This window comes from Shinella zoogloeoides (assembly GCF_033705735.1).
Classification (GTDB): domain Bacteria; phylum Pseudomonadota; class Alphaproteobacteria; order Rhizobiales; family Rhizobiaceae; genus Shinella; species Shinella zoogloeoides_A.
In genome coordinates, this window is record NZ_CP131131.1 from 1,320,194 (window position 1) to 1,346,058 (window position 25,865).

Below are 25,865 nucleotides of genomic sequence, written 5' to 3' on the forward strand. Positions count from 1 at the left end.
GCATGTCTCTCCCTGTTGAGACAAGTGATGGCCTAACGATGCGCAGCGATCGAAATCATGTCAATCCGAATAATAATATCAGTACAATTATTCTTGAACCGCCCAATTGGCGGGCATTATCCTCAAATCGCGAGCAACAGCGCCTCGGGGTTTCCACTGGCCAACGAGGCCAGAATGCCGAGGCCGGTGCGAAGTTCCCGCTCGGTGGTGGAACCGAGCGAGATGCGCACGGCCGGATGCCAGTGCTGATCGCATGTGCGGAAGGAGGAGCCGGGCGCGATGGCGACGCCGCGCAGGCGGGCCTGGGAGACGAACCCCTCCTCCGCATGCCCTTCCGGCAGCGGCAGCCAGACATGCAGGCTTTGCGGGTGGGCATGATAGGGCAGGCCGGCGAAGACCTCCTCCGCGATGGCATGGCGCACCGCCAGCGCACCACGCTGCCAGTTGACGAGATCCATCGCCGTCCCGTCGCTTACCCAGCGCGTGGCAATCTCGGCGATCGATGGCGTCGCCATCCAGTTGGATACGAGATGCCGGTTGGCGACGGCGGCGACATAGCGGTCGGGCGCGGCGAGATAGCCGATGCGCAGGCCCGGCACCGTGATCTTGGTGAAGCTCGTGACGTAGAGCGTGCGCTCCGGAGCATAGGCGGCAATCGGCGCCGGCCGGCCTTCGACCAACGGTCCAAGGATATCGTTCTCGATGATGGCGATGTCGTGCCGCTGCGCGACTTCCGCCAGCGCCTGCCGGCGCTCCGCGCTCATCAGCGTCGCCGTCGGATTGATGACGGAAGGTTGCAGGAATACGGCGCGAATCACGCCCTTGCGGCAGGCCTCATCCAGCGCCGCCGGGATCATGCCGTCATGGTCGATCGGCAGGCCTTCGAGATGCAGGCCGAGATAGGAGGACAGCGGCACCAGCGTATGGTGGCTGATCGCCTCCGTCGCAACGGTCGCGCCGGGCGGCGCCACGCTCATCAGCGCCACCGTCATGCCCGAGGTCGCGCCATTGGTGATGCTGATGTTCAGCGGCGAAATGTCGAGCCCGCAACGCGCCAGCCATTCGGCGGCAACGACCCGATGGCGCGGGAACACCATGTTGGGCCGGAAGGAAAGCGCCGAGCTCGACGGCAGGTTTTCCGCCAGCCAGCCGAAGGCTTCGCGCATGCGCTCCAGATGAAGCTGCTCGCAGACCGGCTTGAGGATGGAGAGGTCGACCAGCTCGCCGAGGCGTTCCGGCAGATAGGGCGGCTCCGGCTCCTTCGGCCGGGTCTGCACGAAGGAGCCGCGCCCGATCTCGCCCGAGATGAGGCCGCGGCGGATCAGCTCGTCATAGGCGCGGCTGACGGTCTGCACGGAGAGTTTGAGGTCGTCGGCGAGCTTGCGATGCGGCAGAAGGCGTGTACCGTTCGGCAGCAATCCTTCCTGGATGGCGCGGGCGATCTGTTCAGCAAGGGAAAGATAGGCCGGCCGGCGCAATTGGGATATATCGGGTCGCCAATTTGTCATGATTTCAACAGTGCTCAAATTCAGTTCAATTGACAATGTCAAAATGCCTTTCCATTGTGTTTTTCTCCGCTTTGACATGATCCCCGCCCGGAGGGCGCCCCGATGAAACTCGACGCCATCGACCTGCGTATCCTGGAGGCCATCCAGGAGAACGGGCGCATCACCAAGCTGGCGCTGGCGGAGAAGGCAGGCCTCTCCCCCACGCCCTGCTGGCTGCGCCTGCGAAAGCTGGAGAAGGCCGGTATCGTTTCGGGCTATCATGCCCGTGTCGCCGTGCGCCGCGTCGCCCCGGTCGCCAGCGTCATGATGGAGGTGACGCTCGCCAACCACCGCCAGGCGGATTTCGAGCGGTTCGAGCGCGCGGTGGCGGCAACGCCGGAGATCGTCGCCTGCTGGTCGGTCGGCGGCGGCGTCGATTACATCCTGAAGATCATGGCCGCCGATATCGACGCCTACCAGCGTCTCGTCGACGGCCTGCTCGACCGCGAATTGGGCATCGACCGCTACTTCACCTACATCGTCACCAAGACGGTGAAGGAGGAAACGGTGCTGCCACTGGCAACGCTGCTGCCCGTTCAGGGCCCCGAATAGAGAGATTGTCTATGGCGGCGGATATCTTTGGTCAAAGTCTCTGCCCCCGACCCCGGCAATAGACAATCTGTCGTTCCGCCTCGGGCAGACTCCTCCCGACAACCCGAGGAGGCCGCCATGACCGCCGTATTTGCCCGCACGACATTTCACGATGCGCTTGCCCGCCTCGCCGATCCGCATCTGCTGCGCGAGCTCTCCTATGCCGGCGGCCGCTGGACTGCCGGCCGGGACGGCGCGAGCTTCAAGGTGACGGATCCCGCATCGAATGCCACGCTGGCCTGGGTTGCGGAACTCGACGCCGGGCAGACCACGGAGGCGATTTCGGCCGCCAGCGACGCCTTCCCCGCCTGGCGGGACCTGCTGCCGCAGCAGCGCGGCAAAATTCTGCGCCAATGGGGCGAGCTGATGCTCGAGCATCGCGAGGATCTTGCCTTGCTGATGACGCTGGAACAGGGCAAACCGCTGGCCGAATCCCGCGGCGAGATCGACTATGCGGCATCCTTCGTCGAATGGTATGCCGAGGAGGGAAAGCGCCTCAACGCCGAGAGCGTCACCAGCCACCTGCCCGGCGCGGAGATGATCGTGCGCCGCGAGGCGCTCGGCGTCGTCGGCATCGTGACACCGTGGAACTTCCCCTCCGCGATGATCACCCGCAAGGCTGCGGCGGCCCTTGCCGCCGGCTGCACGGTCGTCGCCCATCCCTCCAGCGAAACGCCGCTCTCGGCCCTCGCCCTTGCCGAACTCGGCGAGCGGGCGGGCCTTCCTGCCGGTGTCTTCAACGTCGTGACCGGGGACGCCGCGACCATCGTCGGCCGCATGAATGCCGATCCCCGCATCCGCGCCATGAGCTTCACCGGCTCGACGGAGATCGGCAGGCTGATCGCCGGCCAGTGCGCATCCACCATGAAGCGGCTCATCATGGAACTGGGCGGCCATGCGCCGCTGATCGTCTTCGCCGATGCCGATATCGACAAGGCCGCCGACATCGCCGTCAATGCCAAGTTCGCGACATCCGGCCAGGATTGCCTCGCCGCCAACCGCATCTATGTCGAGCGCCCCGTGCTCGCCGCCTTTATGAAGGCCTTCAAGGCGCGCATCGAGGCGCTGAAGGTCGCCGGCGGATTGGAGCCGGACGCCGAGATCGGCCCCCTGATGCATGAACGCGCCATCGCCAAGGTGGAGGAGCAGGTGGCCGATGCGGTCAAGCGCGGTGCGAGACTTCTCACCGGCGGCAAGCGCCACAAGGCCGGACCGCTGTTCTTCCAGCCGACGCTGCTGACCGACGTCCCCGACGACGCCGTGATCATGCGCGAGGAGACCTTCGGGCCGGTGGCCGCCGTCACCGCCTTCGACAGCGAGGCGGAAGTGATCGCGCGGGCCAACGATACCGAATACGGCCTCGTGGCCTATGTCGTCACGGAAAACGGCGCACGCCAGATGCGCCTTGCCCGCGCGCTGGAATACGGCATGGTGGCGGTCAACCGCGTGAAGATCACCGGCGGCCCGATCCCCTTCGGCGGCTGGAAGCAATCCGGCCTCGGCCGCGAAGGCTCGCGCCACGGCATGGAGGCCTTCACCGAACTCAAATATCTCTGCATCGACACCGCTGCCTGAAAGGAAAGACCATGGCCGACAGACGCAACGAACTCACCGCCTGGGACCGCGACCACTTCTTCCATCCCTCCACCCATATGGGCATGCATGCCCGCGGCGAGACGCCGACGCGCGTCATCGGCGGCGGCGAAGGTGTCTACATCACCGACACCGGCGGCAAGACCAGCCTCGACGCCTTTGCCGGCCTCTATTGCGTCAATGTCGGCTACGGCCGCCAGAAAATCGCCGACGCCATCGCCGAGCAAGCGAAGAACCTCGCCTACTACCACGCCTATGTCGGCCACGGCACGGAAGCCTCGATCACACTGTCCAAGATGATCATCGACCGCGCGCCCGAGGGCATGAGCCGGGTCTATTTCGGCCTCTCGGGCTCGGACGCCAACGAGACCAACATCAAGCTCATCTGGTACTACAACAACATTCTCGGCCGGCCGGAGAAGAAGAAGATCATCTCGCGCTGGCGCGGTTATCACGGCTCCGGCGTCATGACCGGCTCGCTGACCGGCCTCCACCTCTTCCACAACGCCTTCGACCTGCCGCGCGCGCCGATCCTGCACACGGAAGCACCCTATTTCTTCCGCCGGCCGGACCGCTCGATGGACGAGGAGCAGTTCTCGCAATATTGCGCCGACAAGCTGGAGGAAATGATCCTCGCCGAGGGCCCGGAGACGGTCGCCGCGTTCATCGGGGAACCGATCCTCGGTACCGGCGGCATCGTGCCGCCGCCGAAGGGCTACTGGCAGAAGATCCAGGCCGTGCTCGACAAATACGACATCCTGCTCGTCGCCGACGAGGTCGTCACCGGCTTCGGCCGTCTCGGCACGATGTTCGGCTCGGACCATTACGGCATGAAGCCGGCGCTCATCACCATCGCCAAGGGCCTCACCTCCGCCTATGCGCCGCTCTCCGGCACCATCGTCTCCGACAAGGTCTGGGAGGTGCTGGTCAAGGGATCCGACGAACTCGGCGCCATCGGCCATGGCTGGACCTATTCCGCCCATCCGATCTGCGCCGCCGCGGGCGTCGCCAATCTGGAGCTGATCGACGAACTCGGCCTGGTGGAAAATGCCGGCACGACGGGCGCCTATTTCCGCAGCGAGCTCGCCAAGGCCGTCGGCGACCACAGAAATGTCGGCGAAGTGCGCGGCGATGGCCTGATGGCTGCCGTGGAATTCGTCGAGGATCGGGACGACCGCATCTTCTTCGATCCTTCGCGGAAGATCGGCCCGCAAGTGGCGAGCGCCCTCCTCGAACGCGGCGTCATCGGCCGCGCCATGCCGCAAGGCGACATCCTCGGCTTCGCCCCGCCGCTGTGCCTCACCCGCGAGGAGGCCGATATCGTGGTGAAGGCGACGGCCGACGCGGTGAAGGCCGTTCTCGGCTGAGATATGAAATGGCGGGGCAGCCAAGATGCTGCCCCGCCGCATCATGCCTGAAACGCCGACGGCCGCCCGCCCGCACTGCGGCAGGGTGTTGAATTAAGCGAGCGACGCCTGTCGCGTCTCCGCATCGATCAGGAAAGCCGCGACGGCGGCGACGGCGAGGAGGCCGGCGAAGATGCCGATGGCGAGGCCGAAGCCGCGCTCCACCACGAGCGCCATCAGCGAGGGCGCAAGGAGGCCGCCAAGCCGGGCGACGGCCCCCGCCATGCCCATGCCCGTGGCGCGGGATGCGGTCGGGTAGAGTTCGGGCGTGAAGGCATAGAGCGCGCCCCAGGTGCCGAGCAGCGCGAAGCTCATAAGTAGCAGCGAGGTGCCGATCAGCATCGTCGTTCCCGCGACGACGAACAGCAGGCAGCCGAGCCCCGACAGCAGGCAGAAGCCGATGAGCGTCGGACGCCGCCCCCATTTCTCCACGCCGTAGGCGGCGAGCGCATAGCCGGGGATCTGGGCGAGCGCCAGGAAGACGAGGAAGCCGTAGCCCCGCACGAAGCCGAAGCCGTCGCCCGCAAGCTTCGGCGGCAGCCAGGTGAAGACGCCGTAATAGGAGACCGAGACGAGAAACCAGATCAGGAGGATCATCAGGCTGCGCTGGCGAAGCGGCGCGGAAAAGATGCCGGCCGCGCCGGAAGCTGCCGGCACCGCCAGCGACACGTCCGTTGCGAGCGCCGCCTTGCCGTTGACGGCGAGGATCCGGCCGAGGACGGCCTTGGCCTCTTCCGTCTTTCCGAGACGCAGCAGATAGAGCGGCGATTCCGGCACCAGGAAGCGCAGGCCGACGCCGAGAAGCGCCGGGACAGCCGTCACCGCGAAGATGTAGCGCCAGCCGTCGGAAAGGCCGGCGAGGCTAACGGCCCAGGCGGCGAGCGCGACGACGAGCGTGCCAACCGCCCAGAACCCTTCGAGCATGACGAGCCAGCGGCCGCGATTCCGGGCCGGCAGGAATTCGGCCATCATCGCATAGTCGACCGGCAGCGTGCCGCCCACGGCCATGCCGGTGAGGAATCTCAGGACGAGCAGGATCGTGAAGTCCGGCGCGAAGACGGAAAGCGTCCCGAAAACGGCGTCGCACGCGACCGTGACGATGAGCACCCGCCGCCGGCCGATCCGGTCCGCAAGCCGGCCGAAGCCCGCCGCGCCCACCAGCATGCCGAGAAAGAAGAGCGTCCCCGTCTGCAGGGCCTGCGGGACGGTGAGATCGAACGTCGCAGCGATCGACGCGGCCGTGAAGCCGACGGCAAGCACCTGCATCGCATCGGCGGTCCACACCAGGCCGAAGATCGCGAGAAGCCGCCGCTGATAGGTCCCCGCCCCTGCCCGGTCCAGCACATCGTCCACCGTGATTGTCGTCGCCATCCAGCCGCCTCCGCTCCGTCATCTTGCGCAATGCGCGGCACCTTATCCGCATGCCGGCACGGGCGAAATCAGTGAACGCGAAAATTCCACGCTCTTCATCGATCAGATGCGCGGGCTGACGCCTGAACAGCCTCAGGCCTTCGTCGCGCGGGCTGCCAATTGCGTGCGCGCAAGCAGAGGCACGAGCCAATCGACGAAGACACGCACCTTGTTGCTGAGGTGGCGGTTCGGCGGATAGACGACATAGAGGGGAATCGGCCCGGCGCGCCAGCCCGGCAGGATGGGAACGAGTTGGCCGCTGGAGAGGGCGTCGTGCGCCATGAAGCACGGCATCGGCGCGACGCCGAGGCCGGCAAGCGCCGCGGCAAGGTAGCTGCGGGCATCGTTGACCGAGAGAATATAGCGGCCGGTGATCTCGACCGTCTCGCCGTCCCGCTCGAATTCGAAGGGAGTGACCCGGTTGGTCTGCGCGAGAAAATAGTTCACGCAATGATGCGCCGCTTCCAGTTCCGACGGATGACCCGGCGCGCCGAAGGTTTCGAGATAGCGCGGCGCGGCGCAGACGACCATGTCCATCTCCCCGACGCGGCGGGCGATCAGCGATACATTGCCCGGAGAGCCGGCACGCAGCGCGCAGTCCACATTCTCGGCAAGATAGTCCACCGTCCGGTCCCCCACGCCGAGGTCGATATGGATATCGGGATAGCGTTCATGGAAATCGTTGAGCTCGGGGATGACGAGGAGATCGGCGAAGACGCCTGACATCTCCACGCGCAGGCGCCCACTCGGATTGGTGCGCGAATGGGTGAGGCTGCCATCCAGCTCGTCGAGCTCGCTGACGATCTGGTTCGCCCTTTCATAGTAGAGTGCCCCGTCGGTCGTCACCATGACCCGGCGCGTGGTGCGGTTGAGGAGCTTGGTCTGGAGATGGGTCTCGAGATTCTGGATGAGGTTGCTGACGGTCGCCTTGGGCATGCCGAGCGCCGCGGACGCCCGCGTGAAATTGCCCATCTCCACCACACGGAGGAAGGCGCGCATCGCAGAAAGCTGATCCATGGAACATTCCCACGCAGGAAGGTATGATTGTTCGAAATATTGGACAGTGAAATCGGTTTTACAACACTTATCTGGGGCAAAATGACGAACGATATAAATGGTGAGGGCCCAGCTTATTTCCAGACGGGCCGCAGGACAAAATCGATGCCCGTAGAGATCAAGGACATGACATTCGACAAGGTGGCCTCCGGCCCCGTGTCGGTGCGCGTCTATCAGGGCGCCGAATATGCCAAGGGCGCGCCCGTCCTGCTCTATTTCCACGGCGGAGCCTTCCGGGAGACCGGGCTCAGGCATTGCCCTCTTGCCGAATGCATCGCCGGCACCGGCGCCATCGTCGCCGTACCGGACTACAACGCATCGGGAAGCGCCTTCCCCGAACCGCTCGAGGTCGGCTTCTCGATATTCTCCTATCTCGCCAAGAAGCGCGCAGGCCTCGGCGACCGCAAGTCGCCGCTACTCGTCGGCGGCGAGGAAGCCGGCGGCAATATCGCGGCCGGCGTCGCGCTCAAGGCGCGCGACCACTTCGCCGACGAACTGGACGGCCAGGTGCTGCTCTCGCCGCTGCTCGACCCGTTCATGGCGACGCAATCCTTCAGCAAGGCCGACGGCATCGGCATGCGCGAGCGCTGGTCGGACGGCTGGAGCCACTATCTCAGCGCCGGCGTCTGCCACCCCTATGCCGCGCCTTCGCTCTGCTCGCGCCTTGCGAGCCTTGCACCGGCACTGGTTCTTTCATCGGCAGACGATCCGCTGCTCGACGAAACGCTCGGCTATGCCGCCCGCCTCACCGAAGCGGGCGTTACGGTTCGCCAGCATGTCCTTCCCGCGGGAACAGGCTGGCCGGGAATTTACGGCGGGACACTCAACGGGGCCGGGCCCTGGGCGGATACCCTCTCCGACCAGTTCTGCGGCTTCGTTCACGATATTAGCATTCACTGATTTTATATGAAAACAACGCATAGCGTGGCCTGAGGCCACAAGGAGAAAACAATGATGTCGAAGCGCAAGCGCTGGGCCCTCACGGGCGCCGGCCTGGGTCTGGCCGTGTCCGTTTCTGCCGCGGCCCTGATGTTTCAACTGCCGGGCACTGCCGCCCAGGCCGAGGCCGTCGCGGCAGCCGAAGTGCCCGCCGTACCGGTGACAATCGCCGTGGTCGAGAACCGCGACGTCGTGACATGGCAGGAGTTTTCCGGCCGGCTGGAGGCGATCGACCGCGTGCAGGTCCGCTCGCGCGTCGCCGGCGCCATCCAGTCGGTCGACTTCCGCGAAGGCGCGCTCGTGAAGGCGGGCGACCTTCTCTTCACCATCGATCCCGAGCCCTACAGGACGGCGGTGACGCAGGCCGAAGGCCAGCTCGCCTCGGCCGAGGCGCGGGTGACGCTGGCGAAGATCCAGCTCGAGCGCGGCGAGCGCCTCGCCCAAAGCAACAGCGTCTCGCAGAGCGAGGTCGACCAGCGCCAGAACGCGCTGGCCGAGGCCAACGCCGCCCTCAAGACCGCGCAGGCAGCCCTGCACGCCGCCCAGCTCGAACTCGACTACACCAATGTCCGCGCCCCCGTTTCCGGCCGCGCCGGCAAGGTGGAAATCACCGTGGGCAACCTCGTTGCAGCGGGCTCCGCCTCGCCGGCACTGACGACGCTCGTTTCCGTCGACCCGATCTATGCGGGCTTCAATGTCAGCGAGGAAACGGTCGCGAAGGCGCTCGCAGCCCTGCCCGCCTCCGACAGCGCGCTCCGGCCGATCGAGCAGATCCCGGTCGAGGTCGGCACGCTCGCCGACGAGGGCACGCCGATCCGCGGCAAGCTCCAGCTCATCGGTAACGAGGTGGATGCGGCGAGCGGCACCATCGCCGTGCGCGCCGTCTTCGACAATCCGGGCGGCAGGCTGATCCCCGGCCAGTTCGTGCGCATCCGCATGGGCGAGCCGCGGGCCGAAAGCAAGATCCTCGTCAGCGAGAAGGCGGTCGGCACCGACCAGGACAAGAAGTTCGTCTTCGTCGTCGACAAGGACAACAAGGTGGCCTACCGGCCCATCGTTCTCGGCAGCCTTTCCGACGGCGAGCGCGTGGTCGAAAGCGGCCTTGCAGCCGGCGACAAGGTCGTCGTCAACGGCCTGCAGCGCATCCGCCCCGGCGCCGTCGTCGACCCGCAGGTGCAGGAAAACGTCGCCTCCGTGAAGTAACAGAGGCCGGCAGGGCGCACGCAGGCGCCCTGCCTCCAACCACAGAAATCCCATGCCTGCCGGCGGAGCCTTGCCCGCCGGACGGGTCCGTTCGTCCCTGGAGAGGGGTTCAAGACATGAATATTTCCCGTTTCTTCGTGGATCGCCCGGTCTTTGCCGGTGTGCTGTCGATCCTCATCGTGGTGGCAGGCCTCATCGGCATGCGCGCCCTGCCGATTTCCGAATATCCGGAGGTCGTGCCGCCATCCATCGTGGTGCGCGCCGTCTATCCCGGCGCAAACCCCGTCGTCATTTCCGAAACCGTCGCCACGCCGCTGGAAGAGCAGATCAACGGCGTGGAGGACATGCTCTACATGAACAGCCAGGCGACGTCCGACGGCGTCCTGACGCTGACCGTCACCTTCAAGCTCGGCACGGATCCGGACAAGGCGCAGCAGCTCGTGCAGAACCGCGTGGCACAGGCCGAGCCCCGCCTGCCGGCGGAGGTGCGCGCGCTCGGCGTCACCACCGTCAAGAGCTCGCCTGACTTCATCATGGTGGTCAACCTCGTCTCGACGACGGACCGCTACGACGTCACGTATCTGCGCAACTACGCGACGCTGAATATCAAGGACCGCCTCGCCCGCATCGAAGGTGTCGGGCAGGTGCAGGTCTTCGGCGCAGGCGACTATGCGATGCGCGTGTGGATCGACCCGCAGAAGGCGGCCGAGCATGCGCTTGCCGCAAGCGACATCACCAACGCGATCCGCGAGCAGAACGTGCAGGCCGCCGCCGGCATCATCGGCGCCTCGCCGACGCCTTCCGACGTGAACCTCCAGCTCAACGTCAACGCGCAGGGCCGCCTGCGCACGCCGGAGGAATTCGGCAACATCATCGTCAAGGCCGGCGCGGAAGGGCAGATCACCCGCCTCCGGGACGTCGCCCGCATCGAGATGGGCGCGGCCGACTATACGCTGCGCTCCCTCCTCGACGGCCAGCCGGCGGTCGCCATCGCCGTGCTCCAGGCGCCTGGCTCCAACGCCATCGAGATCGCCGACAATGTGCGCGCGACCATGGACCAGCTCCAGCTCGCCATGCCGGACGGCGTGAAATACGAGATCGTCTACGATACGACGGAGTTCGTCCGCGCCTCCATCGACAAGGTCGTCGACACGCTGCTGGAGGCGGTGGCGCTCGTCGTGCTCGTCGTCATCCTGTTCCTGCAGACCTGGCGCGCCTCGATCATCCCGCTGCTCGCCGTCCCGGTCTCCATCATCGGCACCTTCGCGGTGATGTATGCCTTCGGCTTCTCGGTGAACGCGCTGACGCTCTTCGGCCTCGTGCTCGCCATCGGCATCGTGGTGGACGACGCTATCGTCGTCGTGGAGAACGTCGAGCGCAATATCGAGAACGGCCTTTCCCCACGCGAGGCGACCTACCGGGCGATGCGCGAGGTCTCGGGACCGATCGTCGCCATCGCGCTCGTGCTCGTCGCCGTCTTCGTGCCGCTCGCCTTCATCAGCGGCCTGTCCGGCCAGTTCTACCGGCAGTTCGCGCTGACCATCGCCATCTCGACGGTGATTTCCGCGATCAACTCGCTGACGCTCTCGCCGGCGCTGGCCGCCCTTCTCCTGAAGGACCATCATGCACCCAAGGACTGGCTGACCCGCGCCATGGACCGCCTGTTCGGCTGGTTCTTCCGCGGCTTCAACCGGGTCTTCGGCGCGGCCTCGAACGGCTACGGACGCAGCGTCGGCGGGCTCGTCTCGCGCAAGTCGGTAGTCATGGCGCTCTATCTGGTGCTGGTCGGGGCGACCTATGCGGTGTTCAACGCCGTGCCCGGCGGCTTCGTGCCGGCGCAGGACAAGCAATACCTCATCGGCTTTGCCCAGCTTCCGGACGGCGCGACGCTCGACCGCACGGAGGAGGTGATCAAGAAGATGAGCAAGATCGCGCTGGAACAGCCGGGCGTCTCCCACGCCATCGCCTTCCCGGGCCTGTCGATCAACGGCTTCACCATCGGCTCCAATTCGGGCATCGTCTTCGCCACGCTGGACGATTTCGACAAGCGCACGACGCCGGAGCTTTCCGGCGGGGCGATCGCCATGCAGCTCAACCAGAAATTCGCGAGCATCCAGGACGCCTTCATCGCCATCTTCCCGCCGCCGCCGGTCAACGGCCTCGGCTCGACGGGCGGCTTCAAGCTGCAGATCGAGGACCGCGCGGGCCTCGGCTACCAGGCGCTCGACGAGGCGACGAAGGCCTTCCTTGCGAAGGCCTACCAGACGCCGGAACTGGCGGGGCTGTTCTCCAGCTTCCAGATCAACGTGCCGCAGCTCTACGCCGACCTCGACCGGGCCAAGGCCCAGCAGCTCGGCGTCCGGGTGACGGACGTGTTCGAGACGCTGCAGATCTATCTCGGCTCGCTCTATGTCAACGACTTCAACGCTTTCGGGCGGACCTACAGCGTGCGCGTGCAGGCCGATTCCGCCTTCCGCGCGGAGCCGGAGGATATCGGCCACCTGAAGGTACGCTCGCAGTCCGGCGAGATGATCCCGCTCGCCGCCCTCCTCAAGGTGGATGCCACGACCGGACCGGAGCGCACCACGCGCTACAACGGCTTCCTCGCCGCCGACATCAACGGCGGGCCGGCGCCGGGCTTCTCCTCGGGACAGGCGCAGGAAGCCATCGAGAAGATCGCCGCGGAGACCCTGCCGGCAGGCATCGACTTCGAATGGACGGACCTCACCTACCAGCAGATCCTCGCCGGCAATTCGAGCATCGTCGTCTTCCCTCTCGCGCTGCTGCTCGTCTATCTCGTGCTCGCCGCGCAATATGAGAGCCTGACGCTGCCCATCGCGATCATCATGATCGTGCCGATGGGCGTGCTCGCGGCGCTGGCCGGGGTCTGGTACACGGGCGGAGACAACAACATCTTCACCCAGATCGGCCTCGTCGTGCTGGTGGGCCTGTCGGCGAAGAATGCGATCCTCATCGTCGAGTTCGCGCGCGAGCTGGAATTCGAGGGAAGGACGCCCGTGAAGGCCGCGATCGAGGCAAGCCGCCTGCGCCTGCGCCCGATCCTCATGACCTCCATGGCCTTCATCATGGGTGTCGTGCCGCTGGTGCTGTCGACCGGGGCAGGTGCCGAAATGCGCGCCGCCATGGGCCTTGCCGTCTTCTCCGGCATGCTCGGCGTCACTTTCTTCGGCATCTTCATGACGCCGGTGTTCTACGTCCTGCTCCGCTGGCTGGCCGGCAACCGTCCGCTCGTCCAGCACGGTCGCTCGACGATGGCGGGAGAACCGGCACCGCAGCATTGACGAAAAGGATGACCGGGGCACTGCCCCGGTCACGCCGTCTTGTCGCCGGTTGGCGAAACACTTGCAACGGAACGCCGACGTCCCTTGCCGGCTCCATCCCTATGTCGTTGCCATACGGGACTTTCGGATATTCAACGCCCATATTGCGTAGCAACTCGCAAATACGGCAAGCAGGGCTATGAACGCGCCGATCCAAGGCAGCGCACGGATCGAAAACTCTTCGAGGGTTATGCCGCCCACCGCGGTTCCCAGCCCCACGCCTATATGCATTGCCGAGAAATTCAGGCTGATCCCCGCCTCGGCCGTCTTCGGCCCCGACCAGATCAGGAAATTTTGCACGACGGGGGAAATCATCCAGCTGATGCAGGCCCAGACCATCATGACGGCGAACATCGGCCATGGATTGCTTTCCAGCAGCGGGATCGCAGCGAGCGCCACCAGATAGGCCGATGGCGCCAACAGAAGTACGGCGCGCGGAGAAAGCCTGTCTGAAAGCCAGCCCCCGAAATATCCTCCGCTCACGCCCGCAAGCCCGAGAGCGGCGAATGCGAGAGCGACATTCCTCTCTCCGAATCCGGCGACCTGCACAAAGTAGGGGGCGAGGAAGGCGAAGAGAACGAAGTGTCCGCCAATCATCAGGATGGAGACGAGCTGGCCGGCGGCGAGAGGGGCTTCGCGAAGATGGGCCATATATTTGGGCAGAGCCGTCCTGCGCAGCCCCGAGACCGGAACGCACCGATAACTCACCAGCCATACCGCGGCCGCGAGCGTGGCGAGTGCAACGAAGACGCCTCTCCACCCCACCAGATCCGAAACCACCATGCCCGCCGGCACGCCGAACACCAGCGATCCGCTGATCCCCATGAAGATGATGCCGATCGCCCGTCCCCGCATCGTTTCATCGACGAGTTCCGTCGCCAGCATCGTTGCCAGCAAGCAGACGGTGGCGCTCGCCATGGCCATCCCGACGCGGGCCACGAGCATGACGGTGAAATTCGGGCTTGCTGCCGCGGCAAGGTTGCTGACGACGAAGAGGCCCAGAGCGCAAAGAAACAGGCGCCTGCGCTCGATCCGGGTCGTCAGGACGAGCGCAAGCGGTGCCGTCACGGCAAAGACGACGGAGAAGACGGCGGTCAGCTGCCCGGCGAGCGCCGGCGAGACATCAAGGCCGTCGGCGACCTCAAGGAGGATGCCGACAATGATGTTCTCGGCTGTCCCCGTGGCAAAAGTCGCGAAAGCGAGCAAAACGATGATCGGATTCATGCGCGTCATCCTCCTGGCATGATGATCCATGCAGGTGCGGACGAACGACCACCCCGACATGGAAAAACCTGTCGGGTTTCGCGGCAAAGCTTCGGTTATCCCTCGGTATGTGACTAGCACGCCGTCAGGGCAACTTGAAGCCGGATTGAACCGGTCTTCGTTGCCGTGAGCGCCGAACCGATGTCAGCGCCATTCAGGAACCATTCAGGCTCGCGCCTGTTCAATCCTCGACGTCGCGCAAATAGGAGGAAAGCATGGATCGACGATCATTTCTAACTGGATTGCTCGGATTGGCCGGCGCTGCCGCCCTGGCTTCGGTGGTCAAACCGGAAAGCGTGCAGGCCGGCATCATCAACCCCGGCAACATCGGCTCCGGAAGCGGCATTCTGGATGAGCTGGAAACCTCCGAGCCGGATGTGGTCGATGTCAGCCATCGGCGGGGGCATTGGCCTCGGCACCATCGCCCGCATCGCCATCATCGCCGGAGAGTATGGCGCCGCGTGTGCCGCCGCGTACGTCATCACGGCCGCTGGCACCGTCGTTGCTGGCGGGAGCGTGTCTGGATCTGAACCCAGAGGTTCGGACCAGAGCATTCGATATCCTTCCGAGAGGCTCCGGTATGACCGGAGCCTCTTTCTGTCTCCGACCGTGCTCAGAGCTTTACGATCGTCTTGCGGGCCAACAAGCCTTGCGGTGCGAACAGCAGAACCGCGATGACGAGAAGAATGGTGAAGGCATCGCGGTAGCTGAGCAGGCTTTCCGGCAGGTAGGCCTGCAGGAAGACCTCGATGAAACCGAGCAGGAAGCCGCCGGCGACGGCGCCCGACAGGCTGCCGAGACCGCCGATGATGGCGGCGATGAAGGCTTTCAGCACCGGCAGGAAACCCATCAGCGGATCGACGCTGCCGCGCTGGGCGACCCACAGGATGCCGGCGACGCCCGCCAGGAGGCCGGAAATCGCGAAGGCCGTGGCGACGACCGCGTTGGCGCGGATGCCCATCAGGCGCACGATGGCGAAATCCTCGGAGGCGGCGCGCATGGCGCGGCCGAGCACGGTCGTGCGCAGGAAGAGGTTGAGCCCGACCAGCATGATCACCGTCACGAGGATGGAGATCGCCTGGATGATGCCGATATGGAGGCCGCCGATCTCGATCGTGCCGGAAAGGCTCATCGGCATCGGCACGGGCTTGGGCCGGGCCGAGATGAAATTCTGGAACAGCACGCGCAGGATGGCGCTGACGGCGAAGCTCGTCAGAAGCAGCGTCGTGCCGCTCGCCCCGCGCACCGGCCGGAAGGCGACGCGTTCCATCAGGAGCACGAGGGCGATGGCGACCGCCAGCGCGACGATGATCGCGAGGCCGAAAGGCAGGCCGAAGATCAGCGCGAAGCAGAGGCCGTAGCCGGCCGCCGTCATCAGTTCCCCATGCGCGAAGTTGATGAGGCCCATGATCGAGAAGACGACGGCAAGGCCGAGCGCCAGCAGCGCATAGGTGCCGCCGAGGCTGAGCGCGTTGACGAGCTGTTGCAGGAACATGTCCATGGATGGTTTTCCTTCTCGCCGGTCACGCGCCCAGATAGGCGCCCTGGATTTCGGTGGAGTTGCGCAGCTCGGCCGCCGGGCCGGACAGCACGATGCGGCCATTCGCCATGACATAGCCGGCATCGGCGATCTCCAGCGAGAGCGCGACGTTCTGCTCGACGAGGAGGATCGTCAGGCCCCGCTCTCGCAGGCCCGCGATCAGCTCGAATATCTGGTCGACGATCTGCGGCGCAAGGCCGAGCGACGGCTCGTCGAGCAGCAGCAGCTCGGGCGAGGACATCATGGAGCGGGCAATAGCCAGCATCTGCTGCTCGCCGCCCGAGAGCGAGCCCGCTTTCTGGTGCAGGCGCTCCTTGAGGATGGGGAAACGCGAAAGCATGTCCTCGCGCACCGCGTCGATCTCGCCGCGGCGCTTGTGCATTGCACCGCCGAGGAGGAGATGCTCGTCGACCGTCAGCGTCGGAAAGATACGGCGACCTTCCGGCGTCAGCGTCATGCCCATGCGCACGATCATTTCCGGCGGCAGCGCGGAGATGTCCCGGCCGGCAAAGGTCACCCGGCCGGCCTTCTTGGCGGCGAGGCCGACGAGCGAATTGAGCGTCGAGCTCTTGCCCGCGCCGTTCGCGCCGAGAAGGGTGACGATCTGGCCGCGGCGGACCGTGAGGTCCACGCCCTTCAGCGCCTCGACCGGTCCATAGGCGACCTTGAGGCCGCTGACCTCCAGCAGGGGGGTCTCATCGTGCTTGTCATGCGTCATCGGGCAAATCCTCGCCGCGGCACCTGGCCCCGGCCACACAGCAGGTAGGAACGCCCTCCGGCCGCGCCGGAGGGCGTCGCTTGCAGATTACGGCGCCGGAACGTCCTCGGCGGCCGGGACGCCCTGGCTGACCAGCGAGCGGTTGCCGCCCTCGATGCGCACCAGAGAGACGGAACGCAGCGGCATGCCCTGCGTGCCGGCATAGCTGATCTTGCCGGTAACGCCCTCGACATTCTCCAGCCCGGCAATGGCCTCGCGGATCGCCGTCGGTTCGACGCTGTCGGCCTTGGTGACGGCCGCCTCGATGACCTTGCCGAGATCGTAGCCGTTGGCGATGTAGACGGTGTCCGGGTCCTGGCCGAACTTGGCCTTGTACTTCTCGTTGAAGGCAGCGAGCGGGCTACCCTCGACGGCGAAGCCCGCCGTGGTGAAGACGACGCCGTCGACCAGCGGGCCGAGGCCGAAGGTCGTCGGGGAATCGATGCCGTCGCTGCCGAGGATCGGCGTCGTGACGCCCGCGCCGCGAAGCTGGCGGATGAAGGCCGGGAAATCAGGCTCGTAGGCAGCCGTCATGATGACGTCGGGCGCCGGGTTCAGCGCCTTGATCTTGGTGACCTCGGCGCTGAAATCCTGCTGGCCCATGCTGTAGGTGCCCTCGCCGACCACTTCGCCGCCCTTGCCCTTGAAGCTGGTGGCGAAATATTCCGGCAGCTTCAGCGTATAGGCGGTGTCCGGCGACTTCAGCACATAGGCCGTCTTGAAGCCCTTCTCCTTGGCGTAGTTCGCCAGCACCGCTGCCTGCACGTTGTCGGCCGGATAATTGCCGAACATGTAGTCGCCGACGGCGAGCGGCATCGTCGGCGTCGTGGCGCAGAAGGAGAAGGCCGGGATCTGCGCGGCCTGCGTGATCTGGCCAGCGGCGATCGACGGGTCGGCATCACAGGGCGTGACGAGGATCTTGATGCCCTCATCGACCAGTTCCTGCGCGACGAGCGCGGTCTGGGCGGCATCCGAGCGGGTATCCTTGGCGACGAGCTTGATCGGGAACTTGCCGGCGATGCCGCCGGCCGCGTTGATCTCGTCGACCGCCATCTGGAGGCCCTTCAGCGAGGGTTGGTCATAGGGCGCAAGACCGCCGGTCTGCGCGGTGGCGAGCCCGACCACGAGGTCTTCGGCAAGTGCCGGAAGGGCGAGCGCGCCGAGCGCGGTGGACAGGAAAAGAACCTTCAATGTCGCTTTCATTCTATGCTCCTCTGGTGGTTATGCGGGCTTGCCGGCGGCATGCGGATCGAAACCCGGCACGTCGGCTTCGATAACGGACTGCGTGCGCGGCGCGGCCGAGCGGCGACGGCCGATATAGGCTTCGATGACGGCCGGGTTCGCCTGGATCTCGGCCGGCGTGCCGATGGCGATCTGCTGGCCCTTGTTGAGCACGACGACGATGTCGCAGAGCCGCATGATGAGCTTGAGGTCGTGCTCCACCACCAGAAGGCCGAGGCGGTGCTTGGTGCGGATGCGGTCGAGCACCGTCATAAGCTCCTGCGTCTCGGCCGGGTTCATGCCGGCGGCAGGCTCGTCGAGCAGCAGGTAGCGTGGTTTCAGCGCCAGCGCGCGGGCAATCTCCAAGCGTCGCTGCGCGCCGTAGGAGAGCGTGCCGGCGAGCTGGCCGGCGACGTCGCCGAGACCGACCTCGGTGAGCGCCTCGCGGGCAAGATCCACCGGATCGCGATCCTTCGCCACCGCGCTTGCGGCGACGGTGACGTTTTCCAGCACGGTAAGGTTCTTGAAAAGGCGGATGTTCTGGAAGGTGCGGGCAAGGCCCGCGACCGGCACCCGATGGACGGGGAGCGAGGCGACGTCCGTCCCGTCGATCATCACCCGCCCCGTCGAGGGCGGCACGACGCCGGAAACGCTGTTGATGAGGGTGGACTTGCCGGCGCCGTTCGGGCCGATCAGACCAGTGACGAGGCCGGGGCGAATGTCGAAATCGGCATTTTCCAGCGCGACGAGGCCGGAGAAGCGCTTACCGACCTTTTCGACGCGCAGCGTGCCGGCTTCGGAGACCGGCGCGGCCGCCGTCGCCGCCACGGGCTTCGCGCCGCCGGCCGCAAGGCGCTTGAGGAACGGAACCTGCTCGTCGAGTTCGCGCACGCCGAGAAGACCGTCCTGCAGGCGGTACATGACGAGGAGGATGGCAAGGCCGATGCCGATATCGGTGAGACCGAAGACCGTCGGCAGCGAGAGGAAGCCGAGATCGACGCCGCCTTCGAGCTTTCGCAGCAGTTCCACGATGACCATGATCACCGCGGTGCCGACGACCGCGCCCGAAACGGTGGTGATGCCGCCGAGGATCAACATGGCGAGCAGCATGAAGGTGAGGTTGAAGTAGAAGTCCTTCGGCGAGAAGGCGCCGATGAAATGGGCGTAGAGCACGCCCGCCGCGCCGGAAAGGATCGCGCCCAGCACCCAGGCGAGGAAGCGGTGGAGCCGCACGTCGACACCGACCGCGATGGAGGCGATCTCGTCCTCGCGCGAGGCGCGCAGCTTCATGCCGGCCGCGCTGTCGCGGTAGATACGGGCGATGGCGACGGCGAGGATCGCGAAGGGCAGCGCGACCCAGAGGTTCACCGCGCGCGGAATACCGAAGAAGGTCTGGCTGCCGCGGGTGAAATCACTGGAGGCGACAAGCACGACATGGACGATGACAAGGAAGCCGAGCGTGCAGATCGAGGCTGACGAGCCGCCGAGCCTTGCCACTGGAATGCCGATGACGACCGCCACCAGCGCCACGACGACGAGCGCAACGAGCAGCGCAGGCAGGAACGGCGCGCCCCAGCCCATCAGCCATTCCGGCAGGTGCGGCAGCGCCGTCTTCTGTACGATGGGATTGATGGTCAGGAGGCCCGAGGCATAGGCGCCGATCGCCATGAAGCCGACATTGCCGAAGGAGATGATGCCGGAATTGCCGCTGTAGACGCCGATGCCGATGACGGCGACGACATTGATCAGGAACAGCGTCACCAGCCGCTGCCCCGCCCCCGGAAAGAGGCCCGCCGCCACAACGGCGGCGACCACCAGGGGAAGCGCCGTCGCAACGATACCGACGACGGTCCCGCGCCTTATGCGCCCCATCAGCATTCTCCCGATTTATGGGCTCCGTTTGCCGGACCCGTTCCCGCAACAAACGTTAATCGAGAAAACGCATATGTCAATCTTGTTTCATTTTTTATTGTCTGCTAGCAAGAATGTAACAAAATTAAAATCGAGCCACGACGCCGATCACGAGGGGGAGGCAGGACAATGGCCATTCGAGATCGCCTGACGGACGGGGAGATCGCCTTCACGCGGGCGGAGCTGAAGATCGTGCGCCAGCTCCTGTCGAACTATCCGGCGGCCGGCCTCGCCACGGTCGCGCATCTCGCCGCCGCCGCCGGCGTCAGCAACCCGACGGTCGTGCGCTTCGCAAGCAAGCTCGGCTACGAGGGCTATCCGGAATTCCAGGCCGCCCTGCTCGGCGAGGTGCAGGAGCGCATGAGCTCGCCGCTCTCCATGCTCGACACGCGCAAGCCCTCGCTGGAGCAGGAGAACTTCTACCAATACTTCCTGCGCGCCAGCATCCATGCGCTGGAATCCTCGATGCAGATGCTGCCGCCCGACGATTTCGAGGCGGCCATCGACGCGGCTGCGGATCTCAATCTGCGCGTCCACTGCCTCGGCGGCCGGTTCAGCGGTTTCCTCGCCGGGCTGCTCTGGGCGCATATGAAGCAGCTTCGCGCCGAGACACGCTGGATCAACGGCACGCAGGCCGACCAGGTCGACCAGCTCGTCGATCTCGGCAAGCGCGACGTGCTCTTCGTCTACGATTATCGCCGCTACCAGATCGATACGATCCGCTTCGCCCGGCAGGCCGCCAAGCAGGGCGCGAAGATCGTGCTTTTCACCGACCGCTGGGTCTCGCCCATCGCCGAATTCGCCGCCGTCACGCTGATGGCGCCGGTCGACACGGTGTCGCCCTATGACACGATGGTGCCCGCTATCGCGCAGACAGAGGCACTGGTCGCCGGCCTCACCGCGCGCCTCGCCACCCAGTCGCGCGGGCGCATCGAGCGGATGGAGGAGCTGCGCCGCAGCTACGGCATCACCGAGGACGCCTATGGCACGCCCGTCGAGGGCGGCGCCTGAACGATTACGAATTGGAGGACAGACATGACTGCGATTGAAGTGCAATACGGCAAAGACCTGCTGCGGCGCGACAGCGCCTACGAGCCCGGCATGACAGCCCTGCTCTATGTCGACATGCAGCGCATCTGGTGCGAGCCGAACCTCGACCCGACCCATCCGCAGGACGCGGACAGCTACTACCACCGGCGCCTGCGCGAGATGGTCATCCCGAACCAGGTTCGCATTCTCGAAGCGGGCCGCAAGGCCGGCTGCAACGTGCTGCACACCATCATCGAAAGCCTGACGCTGGACGGCCGCGACCGCTCGCTCGACCATAAGCTTTCCGACATGCATGTGCCGAAGGGTTCGCCCGAAGGCCAGGTGATCCCGGCGCTCGCGCCCGTCGACAACGAGATCGTGCTGCCGAAGACCTCCTCCGGCGTCTTCAATTCGACCAACATCGACTACGTGCTGCGCAACCTCAACACGCGCTATCTGATCATCGCCGGCGTCATCACCGACCAGTGCGTCGACATGGCCGTGCGCGATGCCGCCGACCGCGGTTATCTGGTGACCGTGGTGGATGACGCCTGCGCCACCTACAGCCAGGAGCGCCACGAAGCCGCGCTGCGCGCCTATTCCGGCTATTGCTGGATCACCGACACCGCCACCGTCGTCAGCCGCCTCGAAGGGCTCGGCCGGGCCTGACCGCTTCAAGAAGGGGAACAGCATGAACGACAGCAGCAACGGCAAGGCGCTCTCCGGCCTCACGGAACTGGCGACCTTCGTCACCACGGACATTGCCGGCATCACGCGCGGGCGCAGCTTCGCCGCCGCCGAGATCGAAGACTATCTGCGCAAGGGCGTCGGCTGGGTGCCGGCCAACCTGGCGCTGACGCCCTTCGACCTCATCGCCGACCCGAACCCCTGGGGTTCGGCCGGGGACCTTCGCCTCATGGCGGACCCCACCAGCAAGGCGCGCGTCACCTGCCTGCCGGACGAGACGCCGCTGCATTTCTACCATGCCGACATCACCGACCTGAAGGGCGATCCGTGGGAGTGCTGCGTGCGCGGCTTCCTGAAGAAGACACTCGCCGATTTCGAGAAGGAGGCCGGGCTCAGGGTCGTCAGCGCCGTCGAGCAGGAATTCCAGATCATAGGCGCCGACTGGCCCGCCGCCCCCTCCTTCGGTCTTCGCGCCCAGCGCCGCGCCGAGCCCTTCGGCTCGCTGCTGATGACGGCGCTCAGGGAAGCCGGCGCGGAGCCGGAAATGTTCCTGCCGGAATACGGCAAGGACCAGTTCGAGGTGACCTGCCGCCCTGCCCCGGCGCTCGTCGCCGCCGACCGCGGCGCGACGATCCGCGCCGTCACAAGGGAAGTCGCCGCCCTCTTCGGCTGGCATGCCAGCTTCGCGCCGAAGACGGAGGCCGACGGGGTCGGCAACGGCGTGCACCTGCATGTCAGCTTCACCGACCTCGACGGCAACCCCGTGACCTTCGACGCCGCGCGCCCCGGCCGGCTTTCCAAGGTTGCCGGCTCTTTCGCGGCCGGCGTCATCAAGCACCTGCCGGCGCTCGTCGCCTTCACCGCGCCCTCGGTTCTCTCCTACATGCGCCTCGTGCCGCATCACTGGAGCGCGGCCTATACCTGCCTTGGCGAGAAGAACCGCGAGGCGACCTTGCGCATCTGCCCGACGCTGGACCTGCCCGGCAGCAACCCGGCAAAGCAGTTCAACATGGAATACCGCGCCGCCGACGCCTGCGCGAGCCCGCATCTGTCGCTCGCCGTCGTGCTGCGCGCCGGCCTCGAAGGCATCCGGCAGGGGCTCGAGCAGCCACCGCTGATCAATTCAGACCCGTCCGACTTCCCGCCGGAGGAACAGGAAAGGCTCGGCATCCGCCGCCTGCCGTCGAGCCTTGCCGAAGCGCTCGACACGCTCGCCGCCGACAAGGTGGTGACCGGCTGGTTCCCGAAGGATTTCCTCGACTGCTATTTCGCCATGAAGCGCAAGGAGATCGAGATTGTCGAGGGGCTTTCGCCCGAAGCGCTCTGCGCGCGCTACGCGGCCGTCTATTAAGCGGTGGAAAGATCATGACATCGTCCAAGGTCATCCCCCGGCAGGAGAGCCGATTGCGGCACGATCCCGCCCTGCCGCTGCTCGCCATCGACGAGCCGCCGCCCTATGCCGTGCTCAATCCGGACGGGACCTCGCCCTATCTCCTGCTCTGCGAGCACGCGTCCAACCGCATCCCGCGAGCGCTCGGCGACCTCGGCCTGCCCGAGGCCGAGCGGCGGCGCCATATCGCCTGGGACATCGGCGTCAGCGCATTGTCGCAGCATCTCAGCCGCACGCTGGACGCGCCGCTGTTCATGACCAACTACTCCCGCCTCGTCATCGACTGCAACCGCCCGCTTCACGTGTCCTCGGCGATCCCCGAAGTGAGCGAGACGACGGAGATCCCCGGCAACCGCGACCTGACGGATGCCGAGAGGCAGCAGCGCATCGACACGCTGTTCACCCCCTACGCCGAGGCCGTCGCGCACCGGCTGGACCGCCTGCAGGAAGAGGGCAAGCGCCCGATCGTCGTCGGCATCCATTCCTTCACGCCAGTCTATTTCGGCAGGCAGCGGCCGTGGCATGCCGGCATCCTCTACGGCAAGGCGACGGATTTCGGCCGGACGCTGATCGGCGGATTGCAGACCGATGCCGCACTGACCATCGGCGACAACGAGCCCTACAACATCCATCCCGACGAGGACTACACGGTGCCCGTCCATGCGGACGCCCGCGGTCTTGCCGGCGCGCTCATAGAGGTGCGGCACGACCTGATCGACACGCTCGCCGGTGTCCAGGAATGGGGCGAACGCCTCACCCGCTGCCTTGCCGGAGCACTGAAGGAGCACGCTGGATGACGAAGGCGCTTTACGATCGCGACGGTGCGGCCATCGGCAACCTGCAGAAGCTGCGCTTCTTCCCGCTTGCCATCTCGGGCGGCCGAGGCGCCCGCCTTGTCGAAGAGAACGGGCGTGAGCTGATCGACCTTTCCGGCGCCTGGGGCGCGGCGAGCCTCGGCTACGGCCACCCGGCCATCGTCGCCGCGGTTTCCGCCGCTGCCGCCAATCCGGCCGGCGCAAGCATCCTTTCGGCGTCCAACGCACCGGCCGTGACCCTGGCCGAAAGGCTGCTGGCCAGCTTTCCCGGCGCGGGAACGCACAAGGTCTGGTTCGGCCATTCCGGCTCGGATGCCAACGAAGCCGCCTATCGGGCGATCGTGAAGGCAACCGGCCGCAGCGGCGTCATCGCCTTCGCCGGCGCCTATCACGGCTGCACGGTCGGTTCGATGGCTTTTTCCGGCCACAGCGTTCAGGCCGACGCGACCAAAGCGGACGGGCTGATCCTTCTGCCCTACCCCGATCCCTATCGCCCCTATCGGAACGATCCGACGGGCGATGCCATCCTCACGCTTCTCAAGGAAAAGCTGGCTGCGGTTCCGGCCGGCTCGATCGGTGCGGCCTTTATCGAACCGATCCAGTCGGACGGCGGGCTGATCGTTCCGCCTGACGGCTTTCTGCGCAAGTTCGCCGATATCTGCCGCGCCCATGGCATTCTCGTCGTCTGCGACGAGGTGAAGGTGGGCCTTGCCCGCAGCGGCCACCTGCACTGCTTCGAGCATGAGGGCTTCGTTCCCGATATCCTGGTGCTGGGCAAAGGGCTTGGCGGCGGGCTACCGCTCTCGGCGGTCATCGCACCGGCCGAGATCCTCGACTGCGCGAGCGCATTTGCCATGCAGACCTTGCACGGTAACCCGATCTCCGCCGCTGCCGGCCTTGCCGTGCTGGAAACGATCGACCGGGACGACCTCCCCGCTATGGCCGAGCGGAAGGGCAGGCTCCTGCGTGATGGTCTGTCGGAACTCGCAAAACGGCATCCGCTGATCGGCGACATCCGCGGCCGCGGACTTGCCTGCGGCATGGAACTCGTATGCGACCGGCAGAGCCGCGAACCGGCAAGAGCCGAGACGGCAAAGCTCATCTACCGCGCCTACCAGCTCGGTCTCGTCGTCTATTATGTCGGCATGAACGGCAATGTGCTGGAGTTCACACCGCCCCTGACGATAACGGAAGCCGACATCCACAAGGCTCTTGACCTCCTGGACAGGGCTTTCAGTGAACTTTCTGCCGTCTCGAACGAGGAAATCGCGCAGTTCGCTGGCTGGTAAAACGTTCCAACACGGAGTAGCCACGGACAGCCGCCACGAGCAAGGTGGCGGCCCGATATCCGGGGTGCTCCATCCGCTCAGTAGATGTCGAAATCGAAATATTTCGCGACGATGGCCTTGTAGGTGCCGTTCGCGACGATGGCGTCCATCGCGGCGTCGAATTTCTGCTTCAGCGCCTTGTCCTCCTTGCGCAGGCCGACGCCGATCTCCGTCTGGCCCTCGGCAAGGTCGCCGACGAGCTTGCAGCAGCCGTTGCCGTTGGTTTTCATCCAGGCGGCGAGGTAGAACTTGTCGGCGACGATCCCGTCCAGCCGGCCGTTCACGAGGTCCATGTCGGCCTCGTCCTGCGACGGGTAGAGCTTCACCGTGGCGCCATGCTTGCCGAACAGCGCTTCGGCCTGCTCGGCCTGCGGCGTTGAGGACTGGGCGCCGATCGTCTTGCCCTCGAAGCTTTCCGGCCTGATGTCCTCTATCCCGCTGTCGGCCTTCGTCATGACGGAGAGCTTGGAGCTGTAGTATTTTTTGGAGAAGTCGATTTCCTTCAGCCGCTCCTCCGTGATCGACATGGAGGCGACGATGGCGTCGAATTTCCTCGCCTTCAGCCCGGGAATGATGCCGTCCCAGTCCTGCGCGACGATGGTGCATGTCGCCTTCATCTCGGCGCAGAGCGCATTGGCGATATCGACGTCGAAGCCCTGAAGCTTGCCGGCGGCATCGACGAAGTTGAAGGGCGGATAGGCGCCTTCCGTCGCGATGTGGATTTCCTTCCAGTCGGAATCCTGCGCGGCGGCCGGCCCGGCGGCCTGAAGGCCGATGGCCAGCGCGGCGCAAACGAGGGCGGCAGTGACGGTCTTCATTTTCATTCCCCTTTTTTCAC

General features: G+C 65.7%; 21 protein-coding genes. 12 read left to right on the forward strand and 9 right to left on the reverse strand.

Translation table 11 applies throughout. The annotated features are described in order from the left end of the window. Positions 1 to 122 precede the first annotated feature (122 nt). Positions 123 to 1,544, reverse strand: a complete 1,422-nt coding sequence (locus ShzoTeo12_RS23825; RefSeq protein ID WP_318914359.1) for a PLP-dependent aminotransferase family protein — start codon at positions 1,542 to 1,544, stop codon at positions 123 to 125. A 66-nt stretch (positions 1,545 to 1,610) separates the two neighbouring features. On the opposite strand from ShzoTeo12_RS23825, the gene ShzoTeo12_RS23830 reads away from it, so the two are divergent. The 3 genes from ShzoTeo12_RS23830 to ShzoTeo12_RS23840 all read left to right on the forward strand — a co-directional run bounded on the left by ShzoTeo12_RS23830 (position 1,611) and on the right by ShzoTeo12_RS23840 (position 5,098). Further along, positions 1,611 to 2,099, forward strand: coding sequence for an Lrp/AsnC family transcriptional regulator (locus ShzoTeo12_RS23830; protein ID WP_119255516.1), 489 nt, complete (start codon positions 1,611 to 1,613; stop codon positions 2,097 to 2,099). A 117-nt stretch (positions 2,100 to 2,216) separates the two neighbouring features. After that, positions 2,217 to 3,713 (forward strand): NAD-dependent succinate-semialdehyde dehydrogenase, encoded by a 1,497-nt coding sequence (locus tag ShzoTeo12_RS23835; RefSeq protein WP_318912751.1) that lies wholly within the window; start codon positions 2,217 to 2,219, stop codon positions 3,711 to 3,713. An 11-nt stretch (positions 3,714 to 3,724) separates the two neighbouring features. Beyond that, positions 3,725 to 5,098, forward strand: a complete 1,374-nt coding sequence (locus ShzoTeo12_RS23840) for an aspartate aminotransferase family protein (protein WP_318912752.1) — start codon at positions 3,725 to 3,727, stop codon at positions 5,096 to 5,098. Between the two features lie 93 nt (positions 5,099 to 5,191). Here the strand turns inward: ShzoTeo12_RS23840 and ShzoTeo12_RS23845 are convergent, their stop codons facing one another. Both ShzoTeo12_RS23845 and ShzoTeo12_RS23850 read right to left on the reverse strand, forming a co-directional pair. Continuing rightward, positions 5,192 to 6,508 carry an MFS transporter gene (locus ShzoTeo12_RS23845; protein WP_318912753.1) on the reverse strand — a complete coding sequence of 439 codons (1,317 nt, stop codon included), beginning with the start codon at positions 6,506 to 6,508 and terminating at the stop codon, positions 5,192 to 5,194. Positions 6,509 to 6,640: 132 nt separating this feature from the next. Further along, positions 6,641 to 7,564: a LysR family transcriptional regulator gene (locus ShzoTeo12_RS23850; protein ID WP_318912754.1), complete on the reverse strand. Its 924-nt coding sequence runs from the start codon at positions 7,562 to 7,564 to the stop codon at positions 6,641 to 6,643. Positions 7,565 to 7,708: 144 nt separating this feature from the next. On the opposite strand from ShzoTeo12_RS23850, the gene ShzoTeo12_RS23855 reads away from it, so the two are divergent. The 3 genes from ShzoTeo12_RS23855 to ShzoTeo12_RS23865 all read left to right on the forward strand — a co-directional run bounded on the left by ShzoTeo12_RS23855 (position 7,709) and on the right by ShzoTeo12_RS23865 (position 13,047). Then, a complete protein-coding gene (locus tag ShzoTeo12_RS23855; protein ID WP_119255511.1) occupies positions 7,709 to 8,503 on the forward strand; it encodes an alpha/beta hydrolase fold domain-containing protein in 795 nt (264 codons plus the stop codon). Between the two features lie 51 nt (positions 8,504 to 8,554). Beyond that, the gene (locus ShzoTeo12_RS23860) at positions 8,555 to 9,745 is read left to right on the forward strand and encodes an efflux RND transporter periplasmic adaptor subunit (protein WP_119255510.1); all 1,191 of its coding nucleotides are present in this window, start codon (positions 8,555 to 8,557) and stop codon (positions 9,743 to 9,745) included. A gap of 116 nt (positions 9,746 to 9,861) precedes the next feature. Beyond that, positions 9,862 to 13,047, forward strand: coding sequence for an efflux RND transporter permease subunit (locus tag ShzoTeo12_RS23865; RefSeq protein ID WP_119255509.1), 3,186 nt, complete (start codon positions 9,862 to 9,864; stop codon positions 13,045 to 13,047). Between the two features lie 99 nt (positions 13,048 to 13,146). Here the strand turns inward: ShzoTeo12_RS23865 and ShzoTeo12_RS23870 are convergent, their stop codons facing one another. After that, positions 13,147 to 14,310 carry an MFS transporter gene (locus tag ShzoTeo12_RS23870; RefSeq protein WP_318912755.1) on the reverse strand — a complete coding sequence of 388 codons (1,164 nt, stop codon included), beginning with the start codon at positions 14,308 to 14,310 and terminating at the stop codon, positions 13,147 to 13,149. A 254-nt stretch (positions 14,311 to 14,564) separates the two neighbouring features. Between ShzoTeo12_RS23870 and ShzoTeo12_RS23875 the strand changes: the two genes are divergently transcribed. Continuing rightward, entirely contained in the window at positions 14,565 to 14,879 is a 315-nt protein-coding gene (locus ShzoTeo12_RS23875; RefSeq protein ID WP_318912756.1) for a twin-arginine translocation signal domain-containing protein, read from the forward strand. An 83-nt stretch (positions 14,880 to 14,962) separates the two neighbouring features. Here the strand turns inward: ShzoTeo12_RS23875 and ShzoTeo12_RS23880 are convergent, their stop codons facing one another. The 4 genes from ShzoTeo12_RS23880 to ShzoTeo12_RS23895 form a co-directional block, all read right to left on the reverse strand. Continuing rightward, entirely contained in the window at positions 14,963 to 15,850 is an 888-nt protein-coding gene (locus ShzoTeo12_RS23880) for a branched-chain amino acid ABC transporter permease (protein WP_318912757.1), read from the reverse strand. Between the two features lie 22 nt (positions 15,851 to 15,872). Continuing rightward, on the reverse strand, positions 15,873 to 16,607 hold the full coding sequence (locus ShzoTeo12_RS23885) for an ABC transporter ATP-binding protein (RefSeq protein ID WP_318912758.1): 735 nt from the start codon (positions 16,605 to 16,607) through the stop codon (positions 15,873 to 15,875). Between the two features lie 87 nt (positions 16,608 to 16,694). Next, positions 16,695 to 17,849 carry an ABC transporter substrate-binding protein gene (locus ShzoTeo12_RS23890; protein WP_318912759.1) on the reverse strand — a complete coding sequence of 385 codons (1,155 nt, stop codon included), beginning with the start codon at positions 17,847 to 17,849 and terminating at the stop codon, positions 16,695 to 16,697. 18 nt (positions 17,850 to 17,867) lie between these two features. Then, the gene (locus tag ShzoTeo12_RS23895; protein ID WP_318912760.1) at positions 17,868 to 19,739 is read right to left on the reverse strand and encodes a branched-chain amino acid ABC transporter ATP-binding protein/permease; all 1,872 of its coding nucleotides are present in this window, start codon (positions 19,737 to 19,739) and stop codon (positions 17,868 to 17,870) included. Between the two features lie 168 nt (positions 19,740 to 19,907). Between ShzoTeo12_RS23895 and ShzoTeo12_RS23900 the strand changes: the two genes are divergently transcribed. The 5 genes from ShzoTeo12_RS23900 to ShzoTeo12_RS23920 are packed head-to-tail and all read left to right on the forward strand — an operon-like array spanning position 19,908 to position 24,988. Next, the gene (locus tag ShzoTeo12_RS23900; protein WP_318912761.1) at positions 19,908 to 20,789 is read left to right on the forward strand and encodes a MurR/RpiR family transcriptional regulator; all 882 of its coding nucleotides are present in this window, start codon (positions 19,908 to 19,910) and stop codon (positions 20,787 to 20,789) included. Between the two features lie 24 nt (positions 20,790 to 20,813). Continuing rightward, positions 20,814 to 21,476: an isochorismatase family cysteine hydrolase gene (locus ShzoTeo12_RS23905; RefSeq protein WP_205536177.1), complete on the forward strand. Its 663-nt coding sequence runs from the start codon at positions 20,814 to 20,816 to the stop codon at positions 21,474 to 21,476. Between the two features lie 22 nt (positions 21,477 to 21,498). After that, entirely contained in the window at positions 21,499 to 22,845 is a 1,347-nt protein-coding gene (locus ShzoTeo12_RS23910) for a glutamine synthetase family protein (protein ID WP_318912762.1), read from the forward strand. Between the two features lie 14 nt (positions 22,846 to 22,859). Further along, positions 22,860 to 23,681, forward strand: coding sequence for an N-formylglutamate amidohydrolase (locus ShzoTeo12_RS23915; protein ID WP_318912763.1), 822 nt, complete (start codon positions 22,860 to 22,862; stop codon positions 23,679 to 23,681). Next, the gene (locus tag ShzoTeo12_RS23920) at positions 23,678 to 24,988 is read left to right on the forward strand and encodes an aspartate aminotransferase family protein (protein WP_318912764.1); all 1,311 of its coding nucleotides are present in this window, start codon (positions 23,678 to 23,680) and stop codon (positions 24,986 to 24,988) included. Before ShzoTeo12_RS23915 ends, ShzoTeo12_RS23920 begins: the two co-directional genes overlap by 4 nt. 77 nt (positions 24,989 to 25,065) lie before the next feature. Here ShzoTeo12_RS23920 and ShzoTeo12_RS23925 read toward each other — a convergent pair whose 3' ends face one another. Beyond that, positions 25,066 to 25,851 carry a transporter substrate-binding domain-containing protein gene (locus ShzoTeo12_RS23925; RefSeq protein ID WP_413251169.1) on the reverse strand — a complete coding sequence of 262 codons (786 nt, stop codon included), beginning with the start codon at positions 25,849 to 25,851 and terminating at the stop codon, positions 25,066 to 25,068. Positions 25,852 to 25,865 lie beyond the last annotated feature (14 nt).

Excerpts from the sequence above, each read along its gene's own strand:
- ShzoTeo12_RS23925 (WP_413251169.1), bottom strand. The coding sequence starts at position 25,851 with ATGAAAATGAAGACCGTCACTGCCGCCCTCGTTTGCGCCGCGCTGGCC.
- ShzoTeo12_RS23845 (WP_318912753.1), bottom strand. The coding sequence starts at position 6,508 with ATGGCGACGACAATCACGGTGGACGATGTGCTGGACCGGGCAGGGGCG.
- ShzoTeo12_RS23860 (WP_119255510.1), top strand. The coding sequence starts at position 8,555 with ATGATGTCGAAGCGCAAGCGCTGGGCCCTCACGGGCGCCGGCCTGGGT.
- ShzoTeo12_RS23840 (WP_318912752.1), top strand. The coding sequence starts at position 3,725 with ATGGCCGACAGACGCAACGAACTCACCGCCTGGGACCGCGACCACTTC.
- ShzoTeo12_RS23835 (WP_318912751.1), top strand. The coding sequence starts at position 2,217 with ATGACCGCCGTATTTGCCCGCACGACATTTCACGATGCGCTTGCCCGC.
- ShzoTeo12_RS23900 (WP_318912761.1), top strand. The coding sequence starts at position 19,908 with ATGGCCATTCGAGATCGCCTGACGGACGGGGAGATCGCCTTCACGCGG.
- ShzoTeo12_RS23920 (WP_318912764.1), top strand. The coding sequence starts at position 23,678 with ATGACGAAGGCGCTTTACGATCGCGACGGTGCGGCCATCGGCAACCTG.
- ShzoTeo12_RS23895 (WP_318912760.1), bottom strand. The coding sequence starts at position 19,739 with ATGGGGCGCATAAGGCGCGGGACCGTCGTCGGTATCGTTGCGACGGCG.
- ShzoTeo12_RS23855 (WP_119255511.1), top strand. The coding sequence starts at position 7,709 with ATGCCCGTAGAGATCAAGGACATGACATTCGACAAGGTGGCCTCCGGC.
- ShzoTeo12_RS23905 (WP_205536177.1), top strand. The coding sequence starts at position 20,814 with ATGACTGCGATTGAAGTGCAATACGGCAAAGACCTGCTGCGGCGCGAC.
- ShzoTeo12_RS23885 (WP_318912758.1), bottom strand. The coding sequence starts at position 16,607 with ATGACGCATGACAAGCACGATGAGACCCCCCTGCTGGAGGTCAGCGGC.
- ShzoTeo12_RS23915 (WP_318912763.1), top strand. The coding sequence starts at position 22,860 with ATGACATCGTCCAAGGTCATCCCCCGGCAGGAGAGCCGATTGCGGCAC.
- ShzoTeo12_RS23870 (WP_318912755.1), bottom strand. The coding sequence starts at position 14,310 with ATGAATCCGATCATCGTTTTGCTCGCTTTCGCGACTTTTGCCACGGGG.
- ShzoTeo12_RS23910 (WP_318912762.1), top strand. The coding sequence starts at position 21,499 with ATGAACGACAGCAGCAACGGCAAGGCGCTCTCCGGCCTCACGGAACTG.
- ShzoTeo12_RS23865 (WP_119255509.1), top strand. The coding sequence starts at position 9,862 with ATGAATATTTCCCGTTTCTTCGTGGATCGCCCGGTCTTTGCCGGTGTG.
- ShzoTeo12_RS23830 (WP_119255516.1), top strand. The coding sequence starts at position 1,611 with ATGAAACTCGACGCCATCGACCTGCGTATCCTGGAGGCCATCCAGGAG.
- ShzoTeo12_RS23880 (WP_318912757.1), bottom strand. The coding sequence starts at position 15,850 with ATGGACATGTTCCTGCAACAGCTCGTCAACGCGCTCAGCCTCGGCGGC.
- ShzoTeo12_RS23850 (WP_318912754.1), bottom strand. The coding sequence starts at position 7,564 with ATGGATCAGCTTTCTGCGATGCGCGCCTTCCTCCGTGTGGTGGAGATG.
- ShzoTeo12_RS23890 (WP_318912759.1), bottom strand. The coding sequence starts at position 17,849 with ATGAAAGCGACATTGAAGGTTCTTTTCCTGTCCACCGCGCTCGGCGCG.
- ShzoTeo12_RS23875 (WP_318912756.1), top strand. The coding sequence starts at position 14,565 with ATGGATCGACGATCATTTCTAACTGGATTGCTCGGATTGGCCGGCGCT.